At 58.5% G+C, this 20,505-nt stretch carries 17 protein-coding genes; 3 read left to right on the top strand and 14 right to left on the bottom strand.

Annotated elements, in window-relative coordinates; all coding sequences use genetic code 11:
* Positions 1-7: 7 nt before the first annotated feature.
* From FB556_RS02020 to FB556_RS02005, 4 genes are all read right to left on the bottom strand, one after another.
* On the bottom strand, positions 8-1,393 hold the full coding sequence (locus FB556_RS02020) for an NAD-dependent succinate-semialdehyde dehydrogenase (protein ID WP_141864275.1): 1,386 nt from the start codon (positions 1,391-1,393) through the stop codon (positions 8-10).
* Between the two features lie 10 nt (positions 1,394-1,403).
* The gene (locus tag FB556_RS02015; protein WP_246057206.1) at positions 1,404-2,960 is read right to left on the bottom strand and encodes an APC family permease; all 1,557 of its coding nucleotides are present in this window, start codon (positions 2,958-2,960) and stop codon (positions 1,404-1,406) included.
* Between the two features lie 61 nt (positions 2,961-3,021).
* Complete coding sequence (locus FB556_RS02010; RefSeq protein ID WP_141864271.1) at positions 3,022-3,915, bottom strand: universal stress protein; 894 nt, start codon at positions 3,913-3,915, stop codon at positions 3,022-3,024.
* Positions 3,912-5,459, bottom strand: coding sequence for a flavin monoamine oxidase family protein (locus FB556_RS02005; RefSeq protein ID WP_141864269.1), 1,548 nt, complete (start codon positions 5,457-5,459; stop codon positions 3,912-3,914). The genes FB556_RS02010 and FB556_RS02005 overlap by 4 nt, the downstream gene beginning before the upstream one ends.
* Positions 5,460-5,571: 112 nt before the next feature.
* Between FB556_RS02005 and FB556_RS02000 the strand changes: the two genes are divergently transcribed.
* On the top strand, positions 5,572-6,270 hold the full coding sequence (locus tag FB556_RS02000; protein WP_246057161.1) for a TetR/AcrR family transcriptional regulator: 699 nt from the start codon (positions 5,572-5,574) through the stop codon (positions 6,268-6,270).
* 64 nt (positions 6,271-6,334) lie between these two features.
* On the opposite strand, the gene FB556_RS01995 is transcribed toward FB556_RS02000, so the two are convergent.
* From FB556_RS01995 to FB556_RS01985, 3 genes are read right to left on the bottom strand one after another with little or no spacing between them, the layout of a single operon-like run.
* Complete coding sequence (locus FB556_RS01995) at positions 6,335-7,711, bottom strand: dihydrolipoamide acetyltransferase family protein (RefSeq protein ID WP_141864267.1); 1,377 nt, start codon at positions 7,709-7,711, stop codon at positions 6,335-6,337.
* Positions 7,708-8,793 (bottom strand): alpha-ketoacid dehydrogenase subunit beta, encoded by a 1,086-nt coding sequence (locus FB556_RS01990; RefSeq protein ID WP_141864264.1) that lies wholly within the window; start codon positions 8,791-8,793, stop codon positions 7,708-7,710. The genes FB556_RS01995 and FB556_RS01990 overlap by 4 nt, the downstream gene beginning before the upstream one ends.
* Before the next feature lie 10 nt (positions 8,794-8,803).
* Positions 8,804-9,985: a thiamine pyrophosphate-dependent enzyme gene (locus FB556_RS01985; protein WP_141865277.1), complete on the bottom strand. Its 1,182-nt coding sequence runs from the start codon at positions 9,983-9,985 to the stop codon at positions 8,804-8,806.
* A 171-nt stretch (positions 9,986-10,156) separates the two neighbouring features.
* Between FB556_RS01985 and FB556_RS01980 the strand changes: the two genes are divergently transcribed.
* Both FB556_RS01980 and FB556_RS01975 read left to right on the top strand, forming a co-directional pair.
* On the top strand, positions 10,157-10,636 hold the full coding sequence (locus tag FB556_RS01980) for an Lrp/AsnC family transcriptional regulator (protein WP_379984652.1): 480 nt from the start codon (positions 10,157-10,159) through the stop codon (positions 10,634-10,636).
* Between the two features lie 55 nt (positions 10,637-10,691).
* The gene (locus FB556_RS01975; RefSeq protein ID WP_246057160.1) at positions 10,692-12,335 is read left to right on the top strand and encodes a thiamine pyrophosphate-binding protein; all 1,644 of its coding nucleotides are present in this window, start codon (positions 10,692-10,694) and stop codon (positions 12,333-12,335) included.
* A gap of 29 nt (positions 12,336-12,364) precedes the next feature.
* On the opposite strand, the gene FB556_RS01970 is transcribed toward FB556_RS01975, so the two are convergent.
* From FB556_RS01970 to FB556_RS01940, 7 genes are all read right to left on the bottom strand, one after another.
* Positions 12,365-14,020: a thiamine pyrophosphate-binding protein gene (locus FB556_RS01970; protein WP_246057159.1), complete on the bottom strand. Its 1,656-nt coding sequence runs from the start codon at positions 14,018-14,020 to the stop codon at positions 12,365-12,367.
* 27 nt (positions 14,021-14,047) lie between these two features.
* Positions 14,048-15,037, bottom strand: coding sequence for an agmatinase (gene speB, locus FB556_RS01965; RefSeq protein WP_141864258.1), 990 nt, complete (start codon positions 15,035-15,037; stop codon positions 14,048-14,050).
* A 28-nt stretch (positions 15,038-15,065) separates the two neighbouring features.
* Positions 15,066-15,485 (bottom strand): cupin domain-containing protein, encoded by a 420-nt coding sequence (locus tag FB556_RS01960; protein WP_211343949.1) that lies wholly within the window; start codon positions 15,483-15,485, stop codon positions 15,066-15,068.
* A gap of 82 nt (positions 15,486-15,567) precedes the next feature.
* Positions 15,568-17,226, bottom strand: a complete 1,659-nt coding sequence (locus FB556_RS01955; protein ID WP_141864256.1) for an HNH endonuclease signature motif containing protein — start codon at positions 17,224-17,226, stop codon at positions 15,568-15,570.
* A gap of 183 nt (positions 17,227-17,409) precedes the next feature.
* Entirely contained in the window at positions 17,410-19,176 is a 1,767-nt protein-coding gene (locus tag FB556_RS01950) for a tannase/feruloyl esterase family alpha/beta hydrolase (protein ID WP_211343948.1), read from the bottom strand.
* 160 nt (positions 19,177-19,336) lie between these two features.
* Positions 19,337-19,954 carry an LOG family protein gene (locus FB556_RS01945; protein WP_141864252.1) on the bottom strand — a complete coding sequence of 206 codons (618 nt, stop codon included), beginning with the start codon at positions 19,952-19,954 and terminating at the stop codon, positions 19,337-19,339.
* Positions 19,947-20,447, bottom strand: a complete 501-nt coding sequence (locus FB556_RS01940; protein WP_141864250.1) for an SRPBCC family protein — start codon at positions 20,445-20,447, stop codon at positions 19,947-19,949. The genes FB556_RS01945 and FB556_RS01940 overlap by 8 nt, the downstream gene beginning before the upstream one ends.
* Between the last annotated feature and the right edge of the window lie 58 nt (positions 20,448-20,505).

The raw sequence follows: 20,505 nt of genomic DNA, 5'->3' as shown, positions 1-20,505 counted from the left end.
CGTGCAGTTATTTTTTGACCGTGAACAGGCGTTTGTTGACGAATTCGTCCATGCCAACCGGGCCGAGTTCGCGTCCGTAGCCTGAGCGTTTGACTCCACCAAAGGGCACTTCGGCGGATTCTTCCGGCGAGGTGTTGGCCCCGACCATACCGGCATCGAGTTGATCAGCGAATTTGCGGGCACGATCGGCATCGGTGGCAAACACTGCAGAACCCAGGCCGTACTGGGAATCGTTGGCCAGCTGCAGGGCTTCTTCATCGGATTCCACCCGGAAGATATTGATGACCGGTCCGAAGAATTCTTCATAGTAAATTTCGGAACCTTGCGGCACATCCGTCACCACGGTGGGCTGGACATAGAATCCCGGCAGGTCTGGACGGTCACCACCGACATGAACGGTCGCGCCAGCTGCTTTGGCCCGCTGAATTTGATCAACCAGACCCTCGGCGGCTTTTTCCGACGACAGCGGTGAGTAGGCATTGTCCTCGGGTTGGCTCGGGTCACCCGGTTTGAGATCGGACGCCAGGTTGACCATCTCGGAAACGAAATCATCATAAATATCGTCCATGACAATCATGCGCTTATTCGAGTTACAGGCCTGACCCATGTTTTCCATGCGCACGGCAAAGGCCTGCTCGGCTGCTGCTTTGACATCATCGGTACTCAAAATGACATACGGGTCCGAACCGCCCAGCTCCAACACGGCTTTCTTGAGGTGCTTGCCAGCCTGTTCGGCAATGGCCGCACCGGCGCGCTCGGAGCCGGTGAGTGAAACACCCTGGACGTGCGGGTGGGCAATGAATGCTGAGATCTGCTCATGGGTGGCAAATACATTTTGATAGACGCCCTCCGGAATGCCGGCCTCATCCATCATCCGCTGCATAGCCAGCGCGGATTCAGGGCACGACTCGGCGTGTTTCAGGATGATGGTGTTGCCCAACACCAGGTTCGGTGCTGCGAACCGGGCGATCTGATAGTACGGGAAGTTCCACGGCATGATCCCCAACAGGGGACCGACCGGACGACGCTGAATATATGAGACCGTGTCGTCGTCCTCACTGACCTGCTGATCCGCGGCAAACTTCGGGCCATTGGTTGCGTAGTAGCGGAAAATCTCGGCGCTGAACTCGGTCTCGTCTTTGGCCTCGTGCAGTGGTTTGCCCATGTCCTTGGTCATGATCGACGCGAGCTCGTCAGCGTTTTCTTCCAGCAGGCTCGCCAGTTTTTCGACCTTTGCGGCGCGTTCTTCGATGGGCAGGCTGCGCCAGGAGGCAAAAGCCTCGCGTGATGTCGCAACGAGACCGTCGACGTCGCCGTCGGCAATAGTGGGATACTCGGCAAGGACCTCTCCGGTTGCGGGGTTGATGGTTTGGAATACGCCAGGGGTGACCAAAATGGTGCTCCTAAATCGTGGTGATGGTTGTTGTGTCGTCGGTAAGAGAAGTCGTTTTCGGTAGGGTTTCACCGGCGAAAAACGCAGGGTGTTTGATGCGCGTCCAGATCATCAGGACCACACCGAGTAATAGAACCCCCATACCTAGGATGAATACCATGCCGATACCACCCAGGGAAGTGCCCGAACCATAGGACGGGTCAATCGAGTCTACGGCCGTCTGGAAGAACATGACCAGCAGCACCACGCCACCGATGCCCGGGAACAGGCCGCGGAATAGGAAGTCGCGCACGGAACCGGTGAGTTCTTTGCGGAAAAACCACACGCAGGCCATGGCCGTGATCCCGTAGTAGAAACAGATCATCAACCCCAAGGCGGTGATGGTGTCCCACAGGGCGTTTTCACTGATCAGACGGGTGATCGTGTAAAACCCTGCGGTGCCGACCGCCGAGGCGATGGTCGCAACCGACGGGGTGCGGAACCGTGGCGAGATTTTCGAAAAGGCCGGTGGGAACGCTTTGTAGTAGCCCATAGCCAGGATGGTTCGGGACGGGGAGATCATGGTGGTTTGTAGGGAAGCAAACGACGAAGCCAGGATCGCGATCGACATCAGGATGGCCACTGGCCCAAGGACTGGACCGGACAGGACGGCGAAAATTGACTCCTGGTTCTCTGGGTTGCCAGCGCCTAAGCCTTGATCGCCGATACCGGCCCAGGCGATTACACCGATGGTGACCAGGATGTAGAGGGTGATGATGATCAAAATGGTCAGGGTGGCTGCCCGGCCCGGGGTTTTTTCCGGGTTGCGAGTTTCTTCGTTCATGGTCAACACCGCGTCCCAGCCCCAGAACATGAAGATCGACAGCGAGATCCCGGCGGCAAAGACCGAGAAGTCGGTGATTTCTAGCGGGTTGAACCAGTCCAGGCTGACCGGTGTGGCATCGAAGGCCTGACCGTTGTTGGTCTGAACTAATGCGGCAACCACAAATGCTCCCAGCACTAGCACCTGGAAGGTGACCAGCAGGTATTGCAGTTTCTGGGTCGTGTCGAGACCGCGGTAGGCCACCCATGCAGCGATCGCGGTGAAGACCAGGGTCGTCGGAATATTGATCCACAGGTTCTGGGTCCACAGGGCGATATCGGGGTTGCCGAGAACCTGGGATAACAGGATATAGAAGAAGTCGACGGCGACCGCAGCCAGGTTGGATAACACGATCACGGTTGCTGCGATCAGGCCCCAGCCGTTCATCCACCCGATCCACGGGTTGAAAGCCTTGACGCTCCAAGTAAACGACGTGCCGGAGTCGGGGACGCGATTGTTGAGTTCTCGATACCCAAAAGCCACCAGCAGCATCGGGATAAAACCGACGAGCAGGATCGCGGGGACTTGGGTGCCGACCGTGGAGATGGTTGGTCCCAGACCGGAGGTCAGTGTGTAGGCCGGGGCAATACACGAGACGCCGATGACGGTGGCCCCAATAATGCCGATCTGCCCGGTTGCTAGGCCTTTGGCTGAGCGACCGCGTTCTGGAGTCTTGCCAGACGGCGTTGAGCTGGGGGTGCTCAGAGGAGGGGAGGTGCTCACAAGATACCTCTTTCGGTTCAAGTCGCCGGGTTGCGGCCGGCTGTTAGGTGGTCTCCGCGGGGATGACCATCATGGGGGAGGGGATGTGTCGCAGAATTCTGGCGGCTGTAGCGCCTAGAAACGTGTGTTGGTTTGAGGCGAGTCGTGAGGAGCCGAAGATCACCAGTTCGTGTTCCATCCAGGTCAGCGCCTCGACGGCGTCGTGGACATCTTTGCCGGTTGCCACGACCGTGGCGGCCTGGTCGTTGGCTACCATGTCGGCGGCCTGGGCAGCGAGTTGCTCGTTGCCGAATTGTTCGACCTGGGCAATCAGATCTGCGGTCTCGATGCCGTCGGGTAAGGAGTCGGCTTGAGCTTGATCTAGGAATAATAAGGAGACCAGTCGCAGCGGGAGGTTGAAGGACTGCGCGGCGGCCAGCGCGTATTGAATCACGGCTTCGGCGCCGGGTCGTGTCCCGAACATCGCGGTGAGCCACGAGAGTTTTTCTTGGTTCTGGTAGCCGCCCGGAGCCAGCGCCACGGGCACGGGGCTGGAGTGCAATAGCGTGGTGGCTGTGCCGCCGAGTCGGAAGCGCCGCAGCAGCCCGCCGCGCCGACCACCCAGCACGATGGCTGAGCCGTTGAGCTGTTGAGTCGCCGTAAGTAGTCCGGCAGCATCGGAAGAGTCGCTGATCGTGTGGATACTGCTGCTAATATCCGCCGGCAGAGACGCCTGGGCTTGTTCGAGCCATTCGCGGACCTGTTGTTGGATGATGGGCATGTGGCCACGATCCGAAGGGTAGACCGCAGCATAGACGTTGTCTTCCGGGATCACGGTCACCAGATTCAGATGGGCGCCGGAGGTCCGGGCCATGGCGATCCCGAGGTTCAGCGCATCGCGGCCGGGCTCGGTTGCGGTGTAGGCGATGATCAGGTTTCGGAAGGTGGGGGTGCTCATGACAACCTCTCCAGGATGCGTTGGGCCACCAGCTCGCCCTGTCGGATTGCGCCGTCGACGTGTTGATAGCCCTCGGCGGCAATATCAGAACAGGCGTAATAGATGGAACCGGTTGGCCGGTTTTGCAGGTGCCCCCAGCGGCTGAGCCCGCCGAGGTCATAGCTGGTGGCATATGCGCCGCGGGTCCACTCCTCGGCGGCCATATCGGACAGGAAAAACGCGATCGGATGCAGGGCTTCGTCGCCCAGATACACCGCGAGTTCTTCCAGAATGCGCTGTTTGCGCTCCTCGGCGGGCATCGCCCACAGGGTCTCGGCGTGGACATCAGATACAAAGCTCACCAGGGTGCCGTGAGGGTTTTCTGCCGTTGCATCGTCGACCAGGTTTGGGCCGTAGTTCGTGTTGTCATAGACCTCCTGGACCATGCGCCCGCCCCCGAAGCCGGTGCCGGAGAGTCCCTTATCGCGCCAGAACGGGGTTTCATACACGGCGTGGACTTTAATGACCAGACCCATGGAGATGTGCTGGTGGGCGACCATGTGCTCGCGGGGCAGCGGTGGTACGTATTGGATCCGGTGATACAAGTTCGGCGGAACGGCCAGTACGGCGTTTGTGGCGTGAACAATCACGGTATCCGAATACGCTGTTACATCACCCGGAGCGCCGTCGTCGGGTACCCCATTGCGCACGTCTGCGGCTACGTGATTCAGCGCATCGGCGGTGTCGGGATCGACGGTGGCCCAGTCCAGCTGGCGTACCGGGGAGGACAGGTACACGTCCTCGCCAAGATATTTAGCCATTTTCTGGGAGACCGACTGCATGCCGCCCACCACGCGTTTGTCTAAAATGAAGTCTTCGTCCACCAGGTTGGTAAAGGATCCGGCGGATGCCGCCATGAGAATCGCCTGCAGCGCTGAAAACGTATGAGCGGGTTTGGTCAGCATGCCCGAGGCAATGTAGATCGAAACGTTATCAATGGCCTCTTGATCATCCGAGTGCTGTTTCAACCAGTCCCGAAACGAGATCGCATCTAACTGTTCGGCCCCGGGCATCGCCCAGGGCTGTGCCACGTCCATTTCGGTGACCTTGGCATTCAACAGGTCAATGAGCTTGTCGATCTCTGCTGCCGTCGTCTCGGATACCGGCAGCTGGTCACCCGTGTAGGTGTGGCGGGTGCCATCGGGTGAGACATAGACGTTCTGGCCGTCACGGTAACGGGCGAACGTTGTTAGCTCCAGTTCATCGACCAGGTCGATCAGGCGTGTCTGATCCGGTGAGATCCATTGGCCGCCGATTTCGATGAAGTGTTCATTACCCGCTTCGTCTTGGACCTTCCCGTTCCAGGTGCGCCCGCCCACGCGGCTGCGCGCCTCAAGAACCGCAACGGACTTGCCGGCTTTCTTCAGCGTATAGGCGGCCATCAGGCCGGCTGGGCCGGCACCGATCACCACGACATCGCGTTGAATGGTTGGACGGTTTGGTTGTGTTTGATACAAACTTGTCACAGATTCCCCTGATAATGAATGCGGTTCATTTAGTGACATGATACACACTGTAGGTCCTGTTGCAAAGCCCCGGAACTCAACACGTCAGCCTGGGAAAACTGCGCCGCACTTGTAAGATGGTCGACGTATCACATCTGGATTTGAGGACATAGTGAACACTACGAAACGCAGTGCGGGTCGCCCCGTCAAACCGGTGTTGAGTCGCGAGCTGATTGGTGAACAAGCACTCGAGCTCGTCACCGCTCGGGGGCTTGAAAACTTGACGATGACCAAGCTGGCCAAACAGCTCAAAGTTGCAGCATCCGCGTTGTATAACCATGTGACGAATAAGGCCGATATCATACTGCTCATTCAGGATGCACTGGTATCTCAGGTGTCGCTTGAGGGCATGCAGCGGCTCCTTGACCAACAGGCCACGCTTGAGGAGGCGCTGCGCGACTGGGCAGTGTCCTATCGTGCGGTGTTCGCAGAGTACCCGTCGCTGATTCCCACTATCGCGGTAACCCCGGTGTCCGAAGCGCCCAAAACCTTGCGCATGTACAACACAGTGGCGCAGGCACTGGCCAGCGCTGGCATCCCGGATACTCAGATACTCAGCGTGGTCGTGGCGTTTGAGTCATTCCTCTTCGGTTCGGCTCTAGATGTTGATGCGCCATCGACAATTTTTGCTACCGACGACGTCACGGAAGATAGCGCTTGGTTGGATCGCGTGGTCAAAGCATCCCGGGTCCACACTCCTGACCTCGGTGATAATGCAGCTGGGACCGTACGAAACCAGTATGCGGAACCGCCCTTTCAATTCGGGCTCGCCGCGCTCATCCGCCACACATCCTCACTGGTTGAAAACTAACGATCGCGAGGCCTTACGAGCTTGTGCTCGAAGACCCCGCGACCGTGAAGTGGCAGTGTCAGCCTTACAGATCGGCCAGGATTGAGGTCGGGTGCTGCATCGCGTCGGCCACCGTGGTCAGGAATGCTGATGCAGTCGCGCCGTCCGTCACACGGTGATCAAAGGACAGCGTCAGTTCGGTCACCTTGCGCACCGCCAGCTGTCCCTCCACAACCCACGGGCGGTCGATGATCCGACCCAGGCCCATGATGGCGACCTCGGGTGCATTAATAATCGCAGCCGCGCCATCGACTCCCAGCACCCCGTAGTTATTCAGGGTGAACGTGCCGCGGGTCAGTTCTGCTACCGTGCATTGGCCGCGGCGGGCTTTGTCAACCAGTTGTCGGATCTCGCCGGTGAGCTCGCGTGCAGAGTAGCGTTCGGCGTGTTCCACCGCCGGAACCACCAGCCCGCGCTCGCTGTCGGTGGCAATGCCTAAGTTAATCCCATCAAAATAGACGAGCTCAGCGCCGTCGTCGGTCTCTACGAACCGCGTGTTGAGCACCGGGTAGCGGCGCAGTGCGGCGGTCACGAACCGGGCAATCAGGCCCAAGAAGCTCGGTGCAGTCTCCGGGTTCTCGGCTTTGAGCCGGCTTTGGAGGTCCAGTAGCTCGGTGACATCCACATCTACCCATGAGGTCGCGTCCGGGATGGTCGAGCGCGAGCGCACCATCTGGTCGGCGATCATCTTGCGGACTCCGGTCACCGGGACGCGCTCGGCAATCGCAAGGCCCGCTGGAGCAGTCGCGTGATCGGCGGCCGGTTGGGCTTGAGCTGGTTGTGAGGCTGTGGGCGCGGGCTGCTGCGCGACCCCGTCGATAGCTGCCATGACGTCTGCTCGCAGGATAACGCCTTCGGGTCCGCTGCCGGTGAGCTGTCGAAGATCGATCTCGTGGCGTCTGGCTAACTGGCGTACCAGCGGAGAAATCACCCGGGGCGCGCTGGCGCCATCTGATGCCCCCTGCGGATCCGATGTGCCATTCCTGGCGGGTTTCACAGCCCGTTTGGACCGGCGCGTGCGCCCGGTCGTTGTGCCGCCCGAGGTCCCGTAGCCGATGAGTACATTGCCGGACGCCCCATCATCACTATCTTCCGAGATGGTGATGCCGGCGCGTTCTTCTTCTCGATAATCCAGTGCACCGGGGCGCTCGCCGTCGTCGGCCGTGGTTGCAACGGTGATCAGGGGATTGCCCACGTGCAATGTGTCACCCGGGTTGCCGTGCAGCGTGTGCACCGTCCCGGCATACGGGGAGGGCACTTCCACCAGGGCTTTAGCGGTTTCGACCTCGGCGATCGGCTGGTCCACGGTGATGGTGTCGCCAACGGCCACAAGCCAGTTGACAAGGTCGGCTTCGGTCAGCCCTTCGCCGAGATCCGGCAGGTCGAATACTTGGGTCGTCATCGGTTGCCTCCTACTGTCACGGCCGAACGGTAATCGACTGGGGTATCGTCCCATTGCAGATCATCAATGGCATCCAAAATGCGATCAACATTGGGCAAGTAGTACTTCTCCAGCATCGGTGGCGGATACGGGATGTCGAAACCTGTCACGCGCAACACCGGGGCCGCCAGCGAGTGGAAGCAACGCTGCTGAATGCGTGCCACCAGTTCGGAGGCAACCGATGCGAAACCTTGCGGCTCGGCAACGACAACGGCCCGACCCGTTTTGGTGACCGAGTCTACGATGGTACGTTCGTCCAGGGGATTGATGGTGCGTAGATCGATGACTTCGACACTGATGCCCTCATCTTCGGCTGCTTCGGCGGCCGACAAGCACGTGGTAACCGACGGGCCGTAAGACACGAGGGTGACGTCGTCTCCCTCCCGGACCACGGCAGCTCGAGCATAGGCTTCACCGTGTTCGCGGCGGTCTTCGACCTGTGCCCAGCGAGTGTTGAATTCTTCGCGCAGCTCTTCTAGTGAGACGTCTGCCTTGGTCCAGTACAGTTTCTTGGGTTCCATGAAAATAACCGGATCATCCAACCGAATCGCATACCGCAGCATCAGGTAGGCATCTTCCACGCTTGCCGGCGTATACACTTTCAGTCCCGCGGCGTGTGCATAGAAAGACTCTGAAGAATCCGAGTGGTGTTCGACCCCGCCAATGCCACCGCCGTAGGGAATCCGTACGGTAATCGGCAGCGACACGGCGCCCTTAGTCCGGTTGCGCATCTTGGCCATATGACTGATCATTTGTTGAAAGGCCGGGTAGGCAAAGGCATCGAATTGCATTTCGATGACCGGCCGCACCCCGCCGATCGCCATCCCGATGGCAGTGCCGGCAATCCCAGATTCCGCGAGCGGGGTGTCAAAACAGCGGTCATCGCCGAATTGCTGGGTCAAGCCTTCGGTAATTCGGAACACGCCGCCCAGCGTGCCGACATCCTCACCGAAAACCACCACGAGATCATCGGCCGACATCTCATCGGCCAGTGCCGCATTGAGTGCTGCGGCCAGGGTCAGGGTAGATTTTTCCTTACTCATGCCAGGCTCCTTACGCTGTCGTGTCGTCTGTGTGGTTGTCGCGGGCGAGTTCTTCAGCAAGCTGGGCCCGCTGTTCGGCCAGCTGCGGAGTTTGCACCGTGTAGACGTGATCGAACAGGTCTAGTGGTTGCAGGTCAGGTTGTTGTCCCATCGCCTCACGCAGCGCGGTAGCGACGTCTTCGGCATCGGCCTGATACTGGGCTTCCAGCTCCTCTGTCAGGGCGCCCTGCGACTGCAGGTAGGCACGCATCCGGGTAATGGGATCCCGCCGAGTCCACTCATCAACTTCTTTGCTCTGCCGGTACCGGGTCGCGTCATCGGCGTTGGTATGCGACTGAATCCGATACGTGTCCGCTTCGACCAAAAACGGTCCGCCACCTTCGTGACAGAGCTTGACAGCCCTGCCAAGGACGGCCAGCAGCGCTGCTAGATCGTTGCCATCCACAAGTTCTCCGGCCATGCCATAACCCACCGCTTTATGCGCCAGCGACGGGGCGGCGGTCTGGCGGGAGAGCGGAACCGAAATCGCATACTTATTGTTCTGCACAAAAAAGATGACCGGTAGCCGGAAGACGGATGCGAAGTTCAAGGCTTCGTGGAAATCTCCCTCGGAAGTCCCACCATCGCCGACCATGCCTAGCACAACGACATCTTCGCCCTTCAGACGTGCTGCATGTGCCATGCCCACGGCGTGCAAGAGCTGGGTGGTCAGCGGGGTCGATTGAATCGAAGTGTTGCGGTCATGAGGGTTATACCCCTGGTGCCAGTCCCCTCGAAATGAAGTCATGACTTCGAGAGGGTCCACGCCTCGCGCGATGACCGCTACCGTGTCACGATAGGTCGGAAAGAGCCAATCGCTGGGGGACAAACACAGGGCGGCCGCGACCTCAGAGGCTTCTTGGCCGTGTGACGACGGATAGACGGCCATACGGCCCTGGCGGACCAGCGCGTAGTTTTGATCATTGACTCGGCGGCCAATGACTAATTGGCGATACCCTTCTAACAGCTCATCGACCTCGGGCATCGGGTACTCGTGGCCAGGGGTGTGGCCCTGCTCCTCGGGTGGCAAGAGCTCGCCGGTTTCCGAGATCATTTGAATACGTCCGTGGGTGGGAAGTAAATAGTCTTCAAGACTGATCCCGAGCTTCTTAGCTTGTTCTTCTGAGAGATCAGGTTGCACGTTGTCCGGCATCATAGCTGACGGTCCTCTCGTGTGAGCATAGTAACAATGCCTCCAGTATGACCGGAGGAATCGAACAGTGGACCGTACTTCGAGAATCAGCGACAGATATCACTAATACCTCTACACTGGTATACACATTGTCCGAAAAGTTTGAATTTCAATAGCGAAATGGTGATGGCCGTGACGACGCCGGAAGAGTGGTCTGTGCAGGCTCCTGCCTTGGATTCGACCGACCGAAATATCATTTCGATCCTGGCCCAGGACGGCCGGATATCGATGACCGCACTGGCCGAGAAAGCGCACATTTCGCGCGCACACTGCCACGCAAGGCTCCAGCATTTACAGAACACCGGAGTGATCACCGGTTTTACGGTGAAAGTTGATCCCCTAAAAATGGGGTTTGGAGCCTCAGCGCACGTTATTCTGAAGCTTCGTCAACATAACTGGCGTGCCCTGCGCCAACAACTACTCGACATCCCAGAAATCTGGCACGTCGCCCTGACCGGCGGGCCGATGGATGTGATCCTGTTGGTTCGGGCGAAAGATGCCGCAGACCTGCGCCGAGTGGTCTTTGACGAAATCCAGCCGCTGGCGGGCGTGGTCGATACTCAAACATTTATGATCTTTGACGATCTGGTGTCGCGCAGCGCACTGCACTAGCTCGGTAGTCTTGTTCTCAATGCACCATCAGTCAGCTCACCAAGGAATCTTTACCGTGACTACCGTTTCTGAAGTTGTAGCTCGCATTGTCGCCGAGCATACCAGCGAAATTTTCGCTCTGATGGGTAACGGCAACGCCTATTTCACTGATGCTCTGGCTCGCGATGGCAAGGTTCGTATGACGGGGCTACGCCACGAAGCCGGCACCGTCGCCTCGGCAGACGCCTACTACCGGGTCAGTCGTAAAATCGCGGTGGCGACGACGACCTTCGGCCCCGGTTACACCAATGCCATCACCCCGCTGGCCGAGGCCGTGCAATCGCGCACCCCGATGGTCTTCGTTGTCGGTGGCCAACCAACTACCGGCCCGCGACCCTGGGACGTTGACCAGGTGGCCATCGCCACCAGCGTTGGTGCACCAACCATCACTGTCATGACGTCGAATCCAGCCCAGGCGACAACAGACGCTTTTGACATGGCTCTTGCCCAGCGTGTGCCGGTCGTGCTGTGTATCCCACATGACATCGGCGCTGCGCAAGCCGAGCCTGAGCCGAACGTCGTCGCAGCTGCAGTCCCTGCTGCGCCAGAAGTTCCTGGCCGCGTGTTGGATGACGTCGTCCCGCTGCTGGTCGGGGCCAGACGCCCGCTCATCATTGCAGGTCGCGGAGCTCGTGAAGCCGCAGGTCTCCTGGGCGAACTGGCCGATCGACTCGGCGGGCTGACCGCCTCCTCAGCACCAGCACGCGGAACATTTGCGGGCCGACGCTACGATCTCGGCGTGTGCGGTGGCTTTGCTTCTGAAGCGTCCTCAGATCTGATCCGTACCGCCGACGTCGTACTGGTCGCGGGTGCCGGACTCAACCAGTTCACCACGGCATTCAACACCCAATTCAACCCTGACGCACAGCTAATCCAGATCGACCTGGCACAGGATAAAACCAACGACCGCGTGAATGTCTTCTTGCGCGGCGACGCTAAACCCACCCTCGAAGCGCTCTTGTCACGACTCGAAACTCACGCGCCACCGGCCACGCCTTGGGCAGGCGAAGCTGAACATGCTCGAGATTCAACGTTGAATTTTACCCGCGATACCGGCACCGGCCAGGCAGAGGACGGACTGTTAGATCCCCGCAGCGCAATGCACCGTCTCAATGAGATCCTGCCGGTAAACCGGCAGGTCGTTTCCGACGGTGGACACTTCATTGGTTGGTCCAGCTACTACTTCGATCTGCCAGCGCCCGATAGCCTCATCATGGTCGGCACCCAATATCAATCCATCGGCTTAGGTTTGCCTTCGGCGCCCGGTGCAGCCCGGGCACGCCCTGATGCCACAACCATCGTTGCAACCGGCGATGGCGGTGGTGCCATGGGCCTGCCCGATCTCCACGCGCTAGTGCAGACCGCCAAGAGCGCCGTCGTGCTGGTTTTTAATGACGCTTGCTACGGCGCGGAAATCCACCAGTACGGCTCCCAAGGTCTCGATGAGCAGATCATGGAGATTGAACAGCTCGATTTTGCCACGGTCGCCAAGGGTTTCGGAGCTCAGGGAGTCGTGGTGAACACTCTGGATGAGCTAGACCAAGTCCAAACCTGGGTGGACGATGGCGCACGCGGCACGCTGGTGGTGGATCTGCGCATTTCACGCAATATCGTCGCACCCTACATTCTGGAAATCATCGAGTTGACGATCAAACGCTAACCGCTCGTCATATGCCATGGCCATCGGGTTCATTGCTCAGGAGGAGCGCTGATCTGATGCGTGGGCTGCCACATTTTCAGCGTGGTTTGCAGCACCAGCACATTGGGACCGGTGGCCAGCCATGCTGCCTGCAGATCATCCGCCAGTGAGTCGGGCGCAGCCAACGTGGCTGGGATGCCGAATGATTGGACCAATGCAACAAAATCCGGACGCGTCAGCTCGGTGCCGACGGTGGCTCCGAAGGCAACTTGCATGTATTCTCGCAGGATCCCGTAGCCGCCGTCATCAATGATCAACCACGTCACGGCGAGATCGTGCTGGCGGGCGGTGGCAAGTTCGGCAATCGAATACATCGCCGAACCATCGCCGGAAACGGCCAGCACGCGTTGTTCTAAACCAACCGCACCACCTAGCGCTGCGGGGAATGCGTAGCCGATACCTCCGGCGCCCTGTGCAGAATGAAATGCTCCCTGCTTGGCATCCCAGGTGTTCCAGGCCCAATAGCCTGCAATGGTCATGTCCCAGAACGTGTGCGCCTTATCGGGCAGCGCGTTGCGGATGGATCGCATGATGGACTGTTCATGCTCGAGGTCTTGTTGGCCAAGACGATCTGCGATCTGCCGGCGCACGTTGTGCACCAAGTCGGCGGAGGTCACCCCATGCCAGGTACTTTCGGTGGGCTTTGGGCTGCGCTCTAGGGCTGCCAGGATCGCTTCGAGTGCCAGTCCGGCATCGGCTCTGATGCCGAGGCCAGGATAATTTGATTCCAACACGCGTGGTTCCGCGTCGATGTGGATGAGCTGGCCGCGCGGTTGCATCGTGTAGTAGTTCGAGCTGACTTCTCCTAACGAAGTGCCCACCGCCAGCAAGACATCGGCGTCCTCCAGTACTTCGGTCAGGTAGCGGTCTTCAACCCACCCACCGAGTGATAGGGGATGATCGTCGGGAAACGCGCTATTACCGCCCGGAGTACACGCGGTCGGCGCGTCGAGTAGTTGAGCAAGCCTGGACAGTGCTTGTTGGGCTGCGACACCGGAGCGGCGCACACCGCCACCGGCCACGATGGCAGGACGTCGTGCTGCGTGGAGGATCTCAGCGGCACGAGCCACACTGCTGGAATGCGGTGTGAGCTGAGGAATCGTGACGTTCAGTTCGCCGGGCGACGGTACGGGAGCGGGGGCGAGCAGTACATCTTGGGGAATCTCGACCCACACCGGCCCTTGGGGAGCAGTCAGCGCCGTCCGCCAAGCGTCTTCCAAGACCGCTGGAATCGATGAGACATGATGGATCGTGTGTTGTGTTTTCGTCACGTTGCGCGCAGCAGCTTTTTGGTCATCGAGCTCGTGCAGCATACCTTTGCGGCGCCCACCCAGACCTGCTTCCGGTATTTGTGAGGCGATCACAATCATCGGGATACTGCTGGCGTAGGCTTCTTGGAGACCTGCTAACGCGGTTAGTGCTCCGGGCCCGGTCGAGACGATCAGCACCCCGGGCTGATCTGTCACACGAGCGAAACCATCAGCTGCAAAAGCAGCGTTATTTTCGACCCGCGATGAGACGAGCCGCAACGGGCTGCGACCCAGGGCGTCGAAGAGTCCCAGGACATGTTGGCCGGGGATACCAAAAACGGTGGTCGCTCCGAGCACGGATAGTGTTTCAATGACCAGGTCCCCACCGGTTGGCATGTCTATCTCCTGTGCGTTGGCCATCGTTTACTCGGCAGCACGGAGGTCAGCCATCAACGACAGCAGGTCATAGCACGCATGAGCGGCCGCGATCCCGGTGAGTTCAGCGTGATCATAGCTGGGTGACACTTCGACGACATCGGCACCGATGATGTTCAGCCCTCGGAGGCCGCGCAGCAGTTCTAATAGTTCGCGACTCGTGAGCCCACCGGCTTCGGGTGTTGCGGTGCCTGGTGCGTGGGCGGGATCGAGCACATCGATGTCGAGCGAGATATAGACCGGTTTGTTTCCGATACGTTCGCGCAGCATAGTCACTACCGTTTCAACGCCCTTGTAGTAAAGATCAGCGCTGGTGATGATGCCGAAGCCAAAGCGGGCGTCGTCGTCTAAATCTTTCTTGCTGTAGAGCGGTCCACGAGTGCCGACGTGGCACAGTGCTGAAGTATCGAGTAGCCCTTCTTCAGCAGCTCGTCGAAACGGTGTGCCGTGGGTGTAGTCAGCCCCAAAATAGGTATCCCACGTGTCCAGATGCGCATCAAAGTGCAACAGGGCAACGGGTTGTCCTGCGCATTGCGATGCCGCACGCAATAAGGGCAGTGCGATGGTGTGGTCACCGCCGATGGTTAGCAGTGAAGCGCCGTCCGCGGTGAGTTCCAGCGCGTCGTGTTCTACCGCGGTGATAGCTTCTTCGATATTGAACGGGTTCAACGCCATATCGCCGGCGTCGGAGACCTGTACTTGGGCAAATGGTGATGTGCCCGTGGCCGGATTATAGGGTCGCAGCAGCCGGGAGGCCTGACGAACGTGGGTGGGGCCAAAGCGTGCACCGGGACGGTATGAAACCCCGGTATCAAATGGGGCGCCAATGATTTTAATATCTGCGCTGCGTCCTGCAGCTTCTAGATCTCGTAGGCGCGGTAACAGTGCGAAGGTCGATTCGCCGCTGTAGCGCGGGATCAGTGTGGAATTGACGGGTCCGATGTTGCCGTTGTCGATGATTCTCGGGATCTCACGCATGCCGTCCGCCTGTTCAGATGGTGTCGCTCTAGGATGCTTCGGGGTCTGTTGAATGTTGTTCGCCGGTGAGCATGGTCAGTAACAACACGTTGCGTTTCTCAGCATTTTCCGGAGCGGAGACTTCGTGGACGACCATCGCGTGCAGATGCATTACGCTTCCTGGCAGCAAATCAACCTCGCCGTCATCGGTGACGACTTTCAAGGTGCCTTGCAGGGTTTGCAGCGTAATAGGGTGGGCTGTGGTGTGGGCGCGGAGTACCTGGCCCGGGGTGAAGGTCAAGAAAATAAGGTTCGCACCGTCACCTTCGAGTTTCCGAGTGATGGCGGGTGGTGTCCCCGTTCGAGGTTCCGGGGCGTCTGATGCGTGAAACACATGGACAGCAACATTCGGATCAGCTTCTGCAGGCCCGAAAGCTTTCGGTGGCATGTTGAAGGGTTTTCTTGCCATGGCTGCGGATCCTTTCTTCAGCTCATCACTTCGGTAACCTGGTGACCTCAAGCATAGCGAATACGTGGTGATTCGCCCCACGTCACCGCCAAAAGCGGTTACGTCGTGGCCGACGGTCCGGATCGAGGTATTCAGCGGGAATGAACCAGGCGATACCGTCTTGCATACTGATAGACCACATCCCGGCGTGTACCGCGTGGTGATGGTGCGAACACAAGAGCACGGCGTTACCGATCGATGTTGTTCCGCCGGTATGCCAGGCTTCTACATGGTGGGCATCGCACCAGGGTGCCGGGATTTTACAGTTCGGTGCCGAGCACCCGCGATCTCGAGCAATGAGCGCTCGTCGTTGATCTGTACTGAACAACCGTGCGGTGCGTCCTAGGTCAAGCAACGCTCCGTTTGAGCCAAGGACCGCTGGGATCAATTCTGCCTCGCAGGACAACGGTCTTATTGATGATGGTGAAATAGGCCCTGTGAAGAGCGCCTGTGAAATGAACGTCGTGGCGTTTGGCCGTGACGGTCCAGTCGCAGGACAGTCGTGGGTGAGTTGGTCATAGAGCGTCTGATAATCCATGATGACGCTCAGTTGCGGCGGCTTACCACCCACGACGGGGAAGGTCGTGGATGCCAAGGACATACCGGTGTCGATGACTGCGGTGATACCATCAAGCAGCTTTTGCTCGCGTGTGCGTTCGTCCGCAGCGGTCACCGGATTTCCGACCTCGTCTTCACTAAACAGGGGTTGCTGTCCGGTAGCGTCGTCAAGTTTTTTCCGAATGACCGGGGTCGTGAAGTTGGGTAGTGAGGTGCCGAAGAGTTTTTCGAGCAGGGTCTTGAGGGGGTCAAAATTGGTATTGGGATTATTCACCACCGACGCGAGGACCCGGAGACGCTCATGGAAGAGATCATCCACGCGCAAGACCCAGTTGTGCAGGCCTCGGACGTGACCGCGATAAAAGGCGCCTCTTTTACGGTCCAAGACCTCGTCATTGAGGACGCCATCTTGGTTAAACCAATACGTGGTGTGCTGAGACCATCGCTTGGCCACTTGGCGTAGCCCATCCGGATCTAATTGAGCAGCCAGTGCAGTGAGATGCTGTTGGCCGGAGTCCAAACGGTCCTGAACCTCTGGTGTAAGTGCTTTGGCCTGGACCGCTTCGCGCTGCACCTGATTGACCGTATCCACCACGATCTCGGCAGCAGAGGAATCAATGACCGCCTCGAAAAATCGCTGTGCCACTTCAGGGTAGCGAGACTGCGGAACGTGTCCGCCGTCAAAGCTGGGTGCCGGCGCAAGTTCTGCGGCTAACTTCACGCGAGCCTTGGCTTGCCGCAGCGGGATATGCAAAGTGTCGCGCAAATACTCTGCGATGTTGCGAAACGCGGGTTTTCCTGCGGGCATGCCGAAAATCTCGACGCGTTCAATGTCCGAATAGTACGCATTTGAGGCGAACCCCGCCATGATGGTCTGTATCGCTGCAACCGTACGTGACAGTTGTTCGATGTTTCGGATCAGCACCGGGAAGGGCATATCTGGTGGGCGCGCTGTCCCTTGAGGCGGTGAAGACCCAGCACCCCAAACGGTTCCCCAATCAATTGACGCCTGTTCCACGGTAAAACGCGCAAGCTTGGCATAGGCATCCGGTTCGCGATAGCGCGCGAGCGCTTCGGCCAGTAGCTTTAGGGCTTGGCTGATGAGACCTGCAGGGTTGGTCTCGGTACCTAGATGTTGAGTCATACCGAGACTCCACCACTGATCTGCACTCCAGTGGCATGCGACCTAAGAAATGTGGATAACCGTCTCTGGTATCCATACCTGAGGAATATCGATCTACTTCTGGGACGAGGGCACAAGGCGATATCAAGATCGCAGCTAAAAGCCGCTGCTTTGTTGAGGGTCCGTCGCGACAGATTTCCTGGTCTAGCTATGCTTGCGACGCTTCCACATGTACGCCACAGTACTAATTCCAGGGATCACTAGGAACAGGATCGTGAGGGTAAGAGCTGCGCTGCCGGGTTGTCCGTCGGTCGCTGCTACTCGCGCGTTGAGTATCTCCGACCTTTCACTAACTCGACACTTGAAACTTGCCGCACGTTCAGGGTCACCTGCGGTGTAGAAAGCGATTTCTGGGTAGGCACACAGCGGTCGAGTGCGATTCGTTGACCAGTCAGCTGGCAGTGCCTTATTTGCTGGATTCACCCAGGCATTCAGCGCCTCCGGTTGTTCGTTCTTTTCCACCCAATTGATCAGCGCAGTTAAGGAGTCGTGTTGATCTGTTGCTGGTCCGCCACGGGTGTGCGCCATGCCGGGTATTTCATAGTATCGAACGAAGTCCGCAGCATTCCCGCCATGAGCGGCCTGCAGATTGCGATACCAAGAAGATGTGTCCTCCATGGAAAAGACTCCGTCAGACGCTCCATGCAGCACCATCATTTTGCCGCCGCTGGCCTTCAAGTCCTGGTATGTCAGATCCGGTGGGACCATAAAGCCCACCGCGCTTTGAGCATACCGTTCAGAGGTTGCATAGATAGATTCGTTGGCTTCATCAATGTCTAGAGTCAGCACAAACTGCCCCAGTGAGCTCATCGCAGGAGCGTAGGGCGGGGACGAATATATGTAGCCGAGCACAACGGAATCTCGCGTGACAGGTGCCTTGAACTGCCATGATGCCCAACTCTCCGACACGAGACCGGGATCGTAAGGAAACGAGGAATAGATTGCAGAGCCGTCGCTTGTCGTTGCACCATCGAACACGTCGGTGATAACGCGTTGTTGTTCACTCGTCAGGCACGTGCCATCACGATCAGATGCACACATGGGAACATGGTGTGCAACATTGAACATTTCCTGGCAATTGGCACTGGCAAAGACCATTCCGTCGGCGAGACCGTCGAGCGCATCACACTGCTCGAGGATCGCTTCGGCGACCAGAACGCGTTCCTCACTGGTGAATGCCGAATCGAGATTCTTGTTGGTGGTTACTGTATTCCATTGTTGAGCACCCCATAATTGTGCGATGGCGGCTTGTGGACGATGGAAACTCGGCGCGACTGCTAAAAAACCGTCGTAGTCATCGGCATAGCGCGATGCTGCGACCATGGTGTGGCGTCCGCCATTCGAGCTGCCAGCCATATAAGAGAATTCTGGTTCGGAGCCGTACGCCGTGTCGATGAGTGCTTTGGCCATCGGCGTCAGAGTTCCGGTTGCCTGGTAGCCGTAGTCGAGGCGTGCCTGTGGATCAAGACCAAACGTGGGATTTTGGCTGGAGGTGTGTCCGGAGTCAGAACTGATGACGGCCATGCCCATTTGTAAGGCACTTTCGCTGCCGCCTGCAGTGCCTAATGCGGTAGTGACGAAGCCATTGAGCCCTCCGTTGCCCTGGTAGAGGTATTGCCCGCTCCAGTCTGTGGGAAGCCGCATCTCAAAACTGATGGCATATTCTTCGCCATCAACCGCGCTGACGCGTTCATTCATTCGTCCGGTGACCAGGCAGTGTTGTGCGATCGGCTTGCCACGGTGTGACAGGGTGCCGTTGGGCACTGTTGAGGCGGAGGCTATCGTCGTGGCGGGAAATGTGAACTCGGTTAACCCAGCACAAGCTGAAGCGATGTTTGTCGTGACGTCGGCGTGTGCGGGAGGGCTGAGCCCAGTGAACAACAAACCGAGTGCAGCTGCACCGGAGGCCACGATAGTTCGTAGGAGACGAGACTTTTTACCACCGAGTTGCGCAGGAGGGCTGTCGTTCCATGACGTTGTGCAGGGTTCCATCAAGGGGCCTTTCGTGAGGAACAAAAGTGAGCGGTTGCTAGTCCTGCGAATGCACCTCTTTGTCTTCAGATTCCCAGCGTCATCCCGAGTGCAGTTCAGTGCGGTTCGTCGGGGGATCTTTCCACGGATGCTTGGGAGGCTGCCATGTTGACAGTGCAGCAAGCAGTGCCTTTGGTTCAGTTTCCACAATGAGCGCCTCAGTAAATTCGCGGCGCATGAAACCCTGAGCAGCCATATGATCGATCATGGCAAGTAGCGGATCCCAGAAGCCTGCCACGTTCAGCAGGGCGACCGGTTTTTCATGAATACCTAACTGTTGCCAGGTCCAGGCTTCAAAAAGTTCCTCGAGGGTACCGGCCCCACCCGGTAGGGCAACAAACGCGTCACCTAGGTCGGCCATGCGTTCCTTACGCACGTGCATATTGGGCACGATCTCTAACGTCGTCAGGTTCGGGTGGGGAATTTCTGCGGTCGTTAGTGCTTCGGGCATGATGCCAGTTACCTCGCCACCAGCGGCCAACACGGTATCGGCCAGGACACCCATCAGCCCAACATTGCCGCCACCAAAGACGGCCCCGTACCCGTGGTCGGTCAGAGCGTGGGCGAAGGCCTCAACGGCTTGAACATAGGCGTCACTGTTGCCGTGACGCGAGCCCGTAAATACCGTGATACGGCGGAGTTCTCGTGGTTTAGACATGGGCTTCCTTTGCGTAGCGGTCTTGAAGTTGTTGCAATGTTGACCGGATATCGCTGGCGTTCTGGTTGAAAATATCGCCAAGCTTCCACAACCGGATAGTCAACGGACTGGCCTGCCGATAGTCAAATGTTTCGGTCACCCACGTCCCGCCGTCGTCGGCAGGCTCAAACACCCAGTGCCACACGTGCTTGGAGGGATGCTGCCACGCAATCTCATGCTGCGGGTCCGCTATCAGCACTCGCATTTTCAAGGTGTAGGGGATCCCGAGTCGGCGCATCCAAATATTAAAGGTGTCACCTTCAGCCAGCACCTCGGGGCCACGGACTTTCTTTGATAGCGAGCCACTGCCGTCCAGCTCATGGTGCCGGTGTGGGTTTGCTGCCATCGGCCAGAGCTGATCAACGGTGGTGTTGACTCGCACCCGATAGCTGATGGTAAAAGACCCAGAGTCAACTTCGCGGACCCGATCGGTAGAATACTCATGTTCACTCATCTTCACAGACTACGCTGCAACGCGCATATCTGACCACAAATACTCAGCTACAGAGGTG

It is taken from the genome of Enteractinococcus coprophilus (assembly GCF_006716305.1).
GTDB classification, from domain to species: Bacteria; Actinomycetota; Actinomycetes; order Actinomycetales; family Micrococcaceae; genus Yaniella; species Yaniella coprophila.
This window is presented reverse-complemented; position numbering and strand designations above follow the sequence as displayed.

Excerpts from the sequence above, each read along its gene's own strand:
- FB556_RS02010 (WP_141864271.1), bottom strand. The coding sequence starts at position 3,915 with ATGAGCACCCCCACCTTCCGAAACCTGATCATCGCCTACACCGCAACC.
- FB556_RS02005 (WP_141864269.1), bottom strand. The coding sequence starts at position 5,459 with ATGTCACTAAATGAACCGCATTCATTATCAGGGGAATCTGTGACAAGT.
- FB556_RS01995 (WP_141864267.1), bottom strand. The coding sequence starts at position 7,711 with ATGACGACCCAAGTATTCGACCTGCCGGATCTCGGCGAAGGGCTGACC.
- FB556_RS01990 (WP_141864264.1), bottom strand. The coding sequence starts at position 8,793 with ATGAGTAAGGAAAAATCTACCCTGACCCTGGCCGCAGCACTCAATGCG.
- FB556_RS01985 (WP_141865277.1), bottom strand. The coding sequence starts at position 9,985 with ATGCCGGACAACGTGCAACCTGATCTCTCAGAAGAACAAGCTAAGAAG.
- FB556_RS01970 (WP_246057159.1), bottom strand. The coding sequence starts at position 14,020 with ATGCCAACCGGTGGGGACCTGGTCATTGAAACACTATCCGTGCTCGGA.
- speB (WP_141864258.1), bottom strand. The coding sequence starts at position 15,037 with ATGCGTGAGATCCCGAGAATCATCGACAACGGCAACATCGGACCCGTC.
- FB556_RS01960 (WP_211343949.1), bottom strand. The coding sequence starts at position 15,485 with ATGGCAAGAAAACCCTTCAACATGCCACCGAAAGCTTTCGGGCCTGCA.
- FB556_RS01955 (WP_141864256.1), bottom strand. The coding sequence starts at position 17,226 with ATGACTCAACATCTAGGTACCGAGACCAACCCTGCAGGTCTCATCAGC.
- FB556_RS01945 (WP_141864252.1), bottom strand. The coding sequence starts at position 19,954 with ATGTCTAAACCACGAGAACTCCGCCGTATCACGGTATTTACGGGCTCG.
- FB556_RS01940 (WP_141864250.1), bottom strand. The coding sequence starts at position 20,447 with ATGAGTGAACATGAGTATTCTACCGATCGGGTCCGCGAAGTTGACTCT.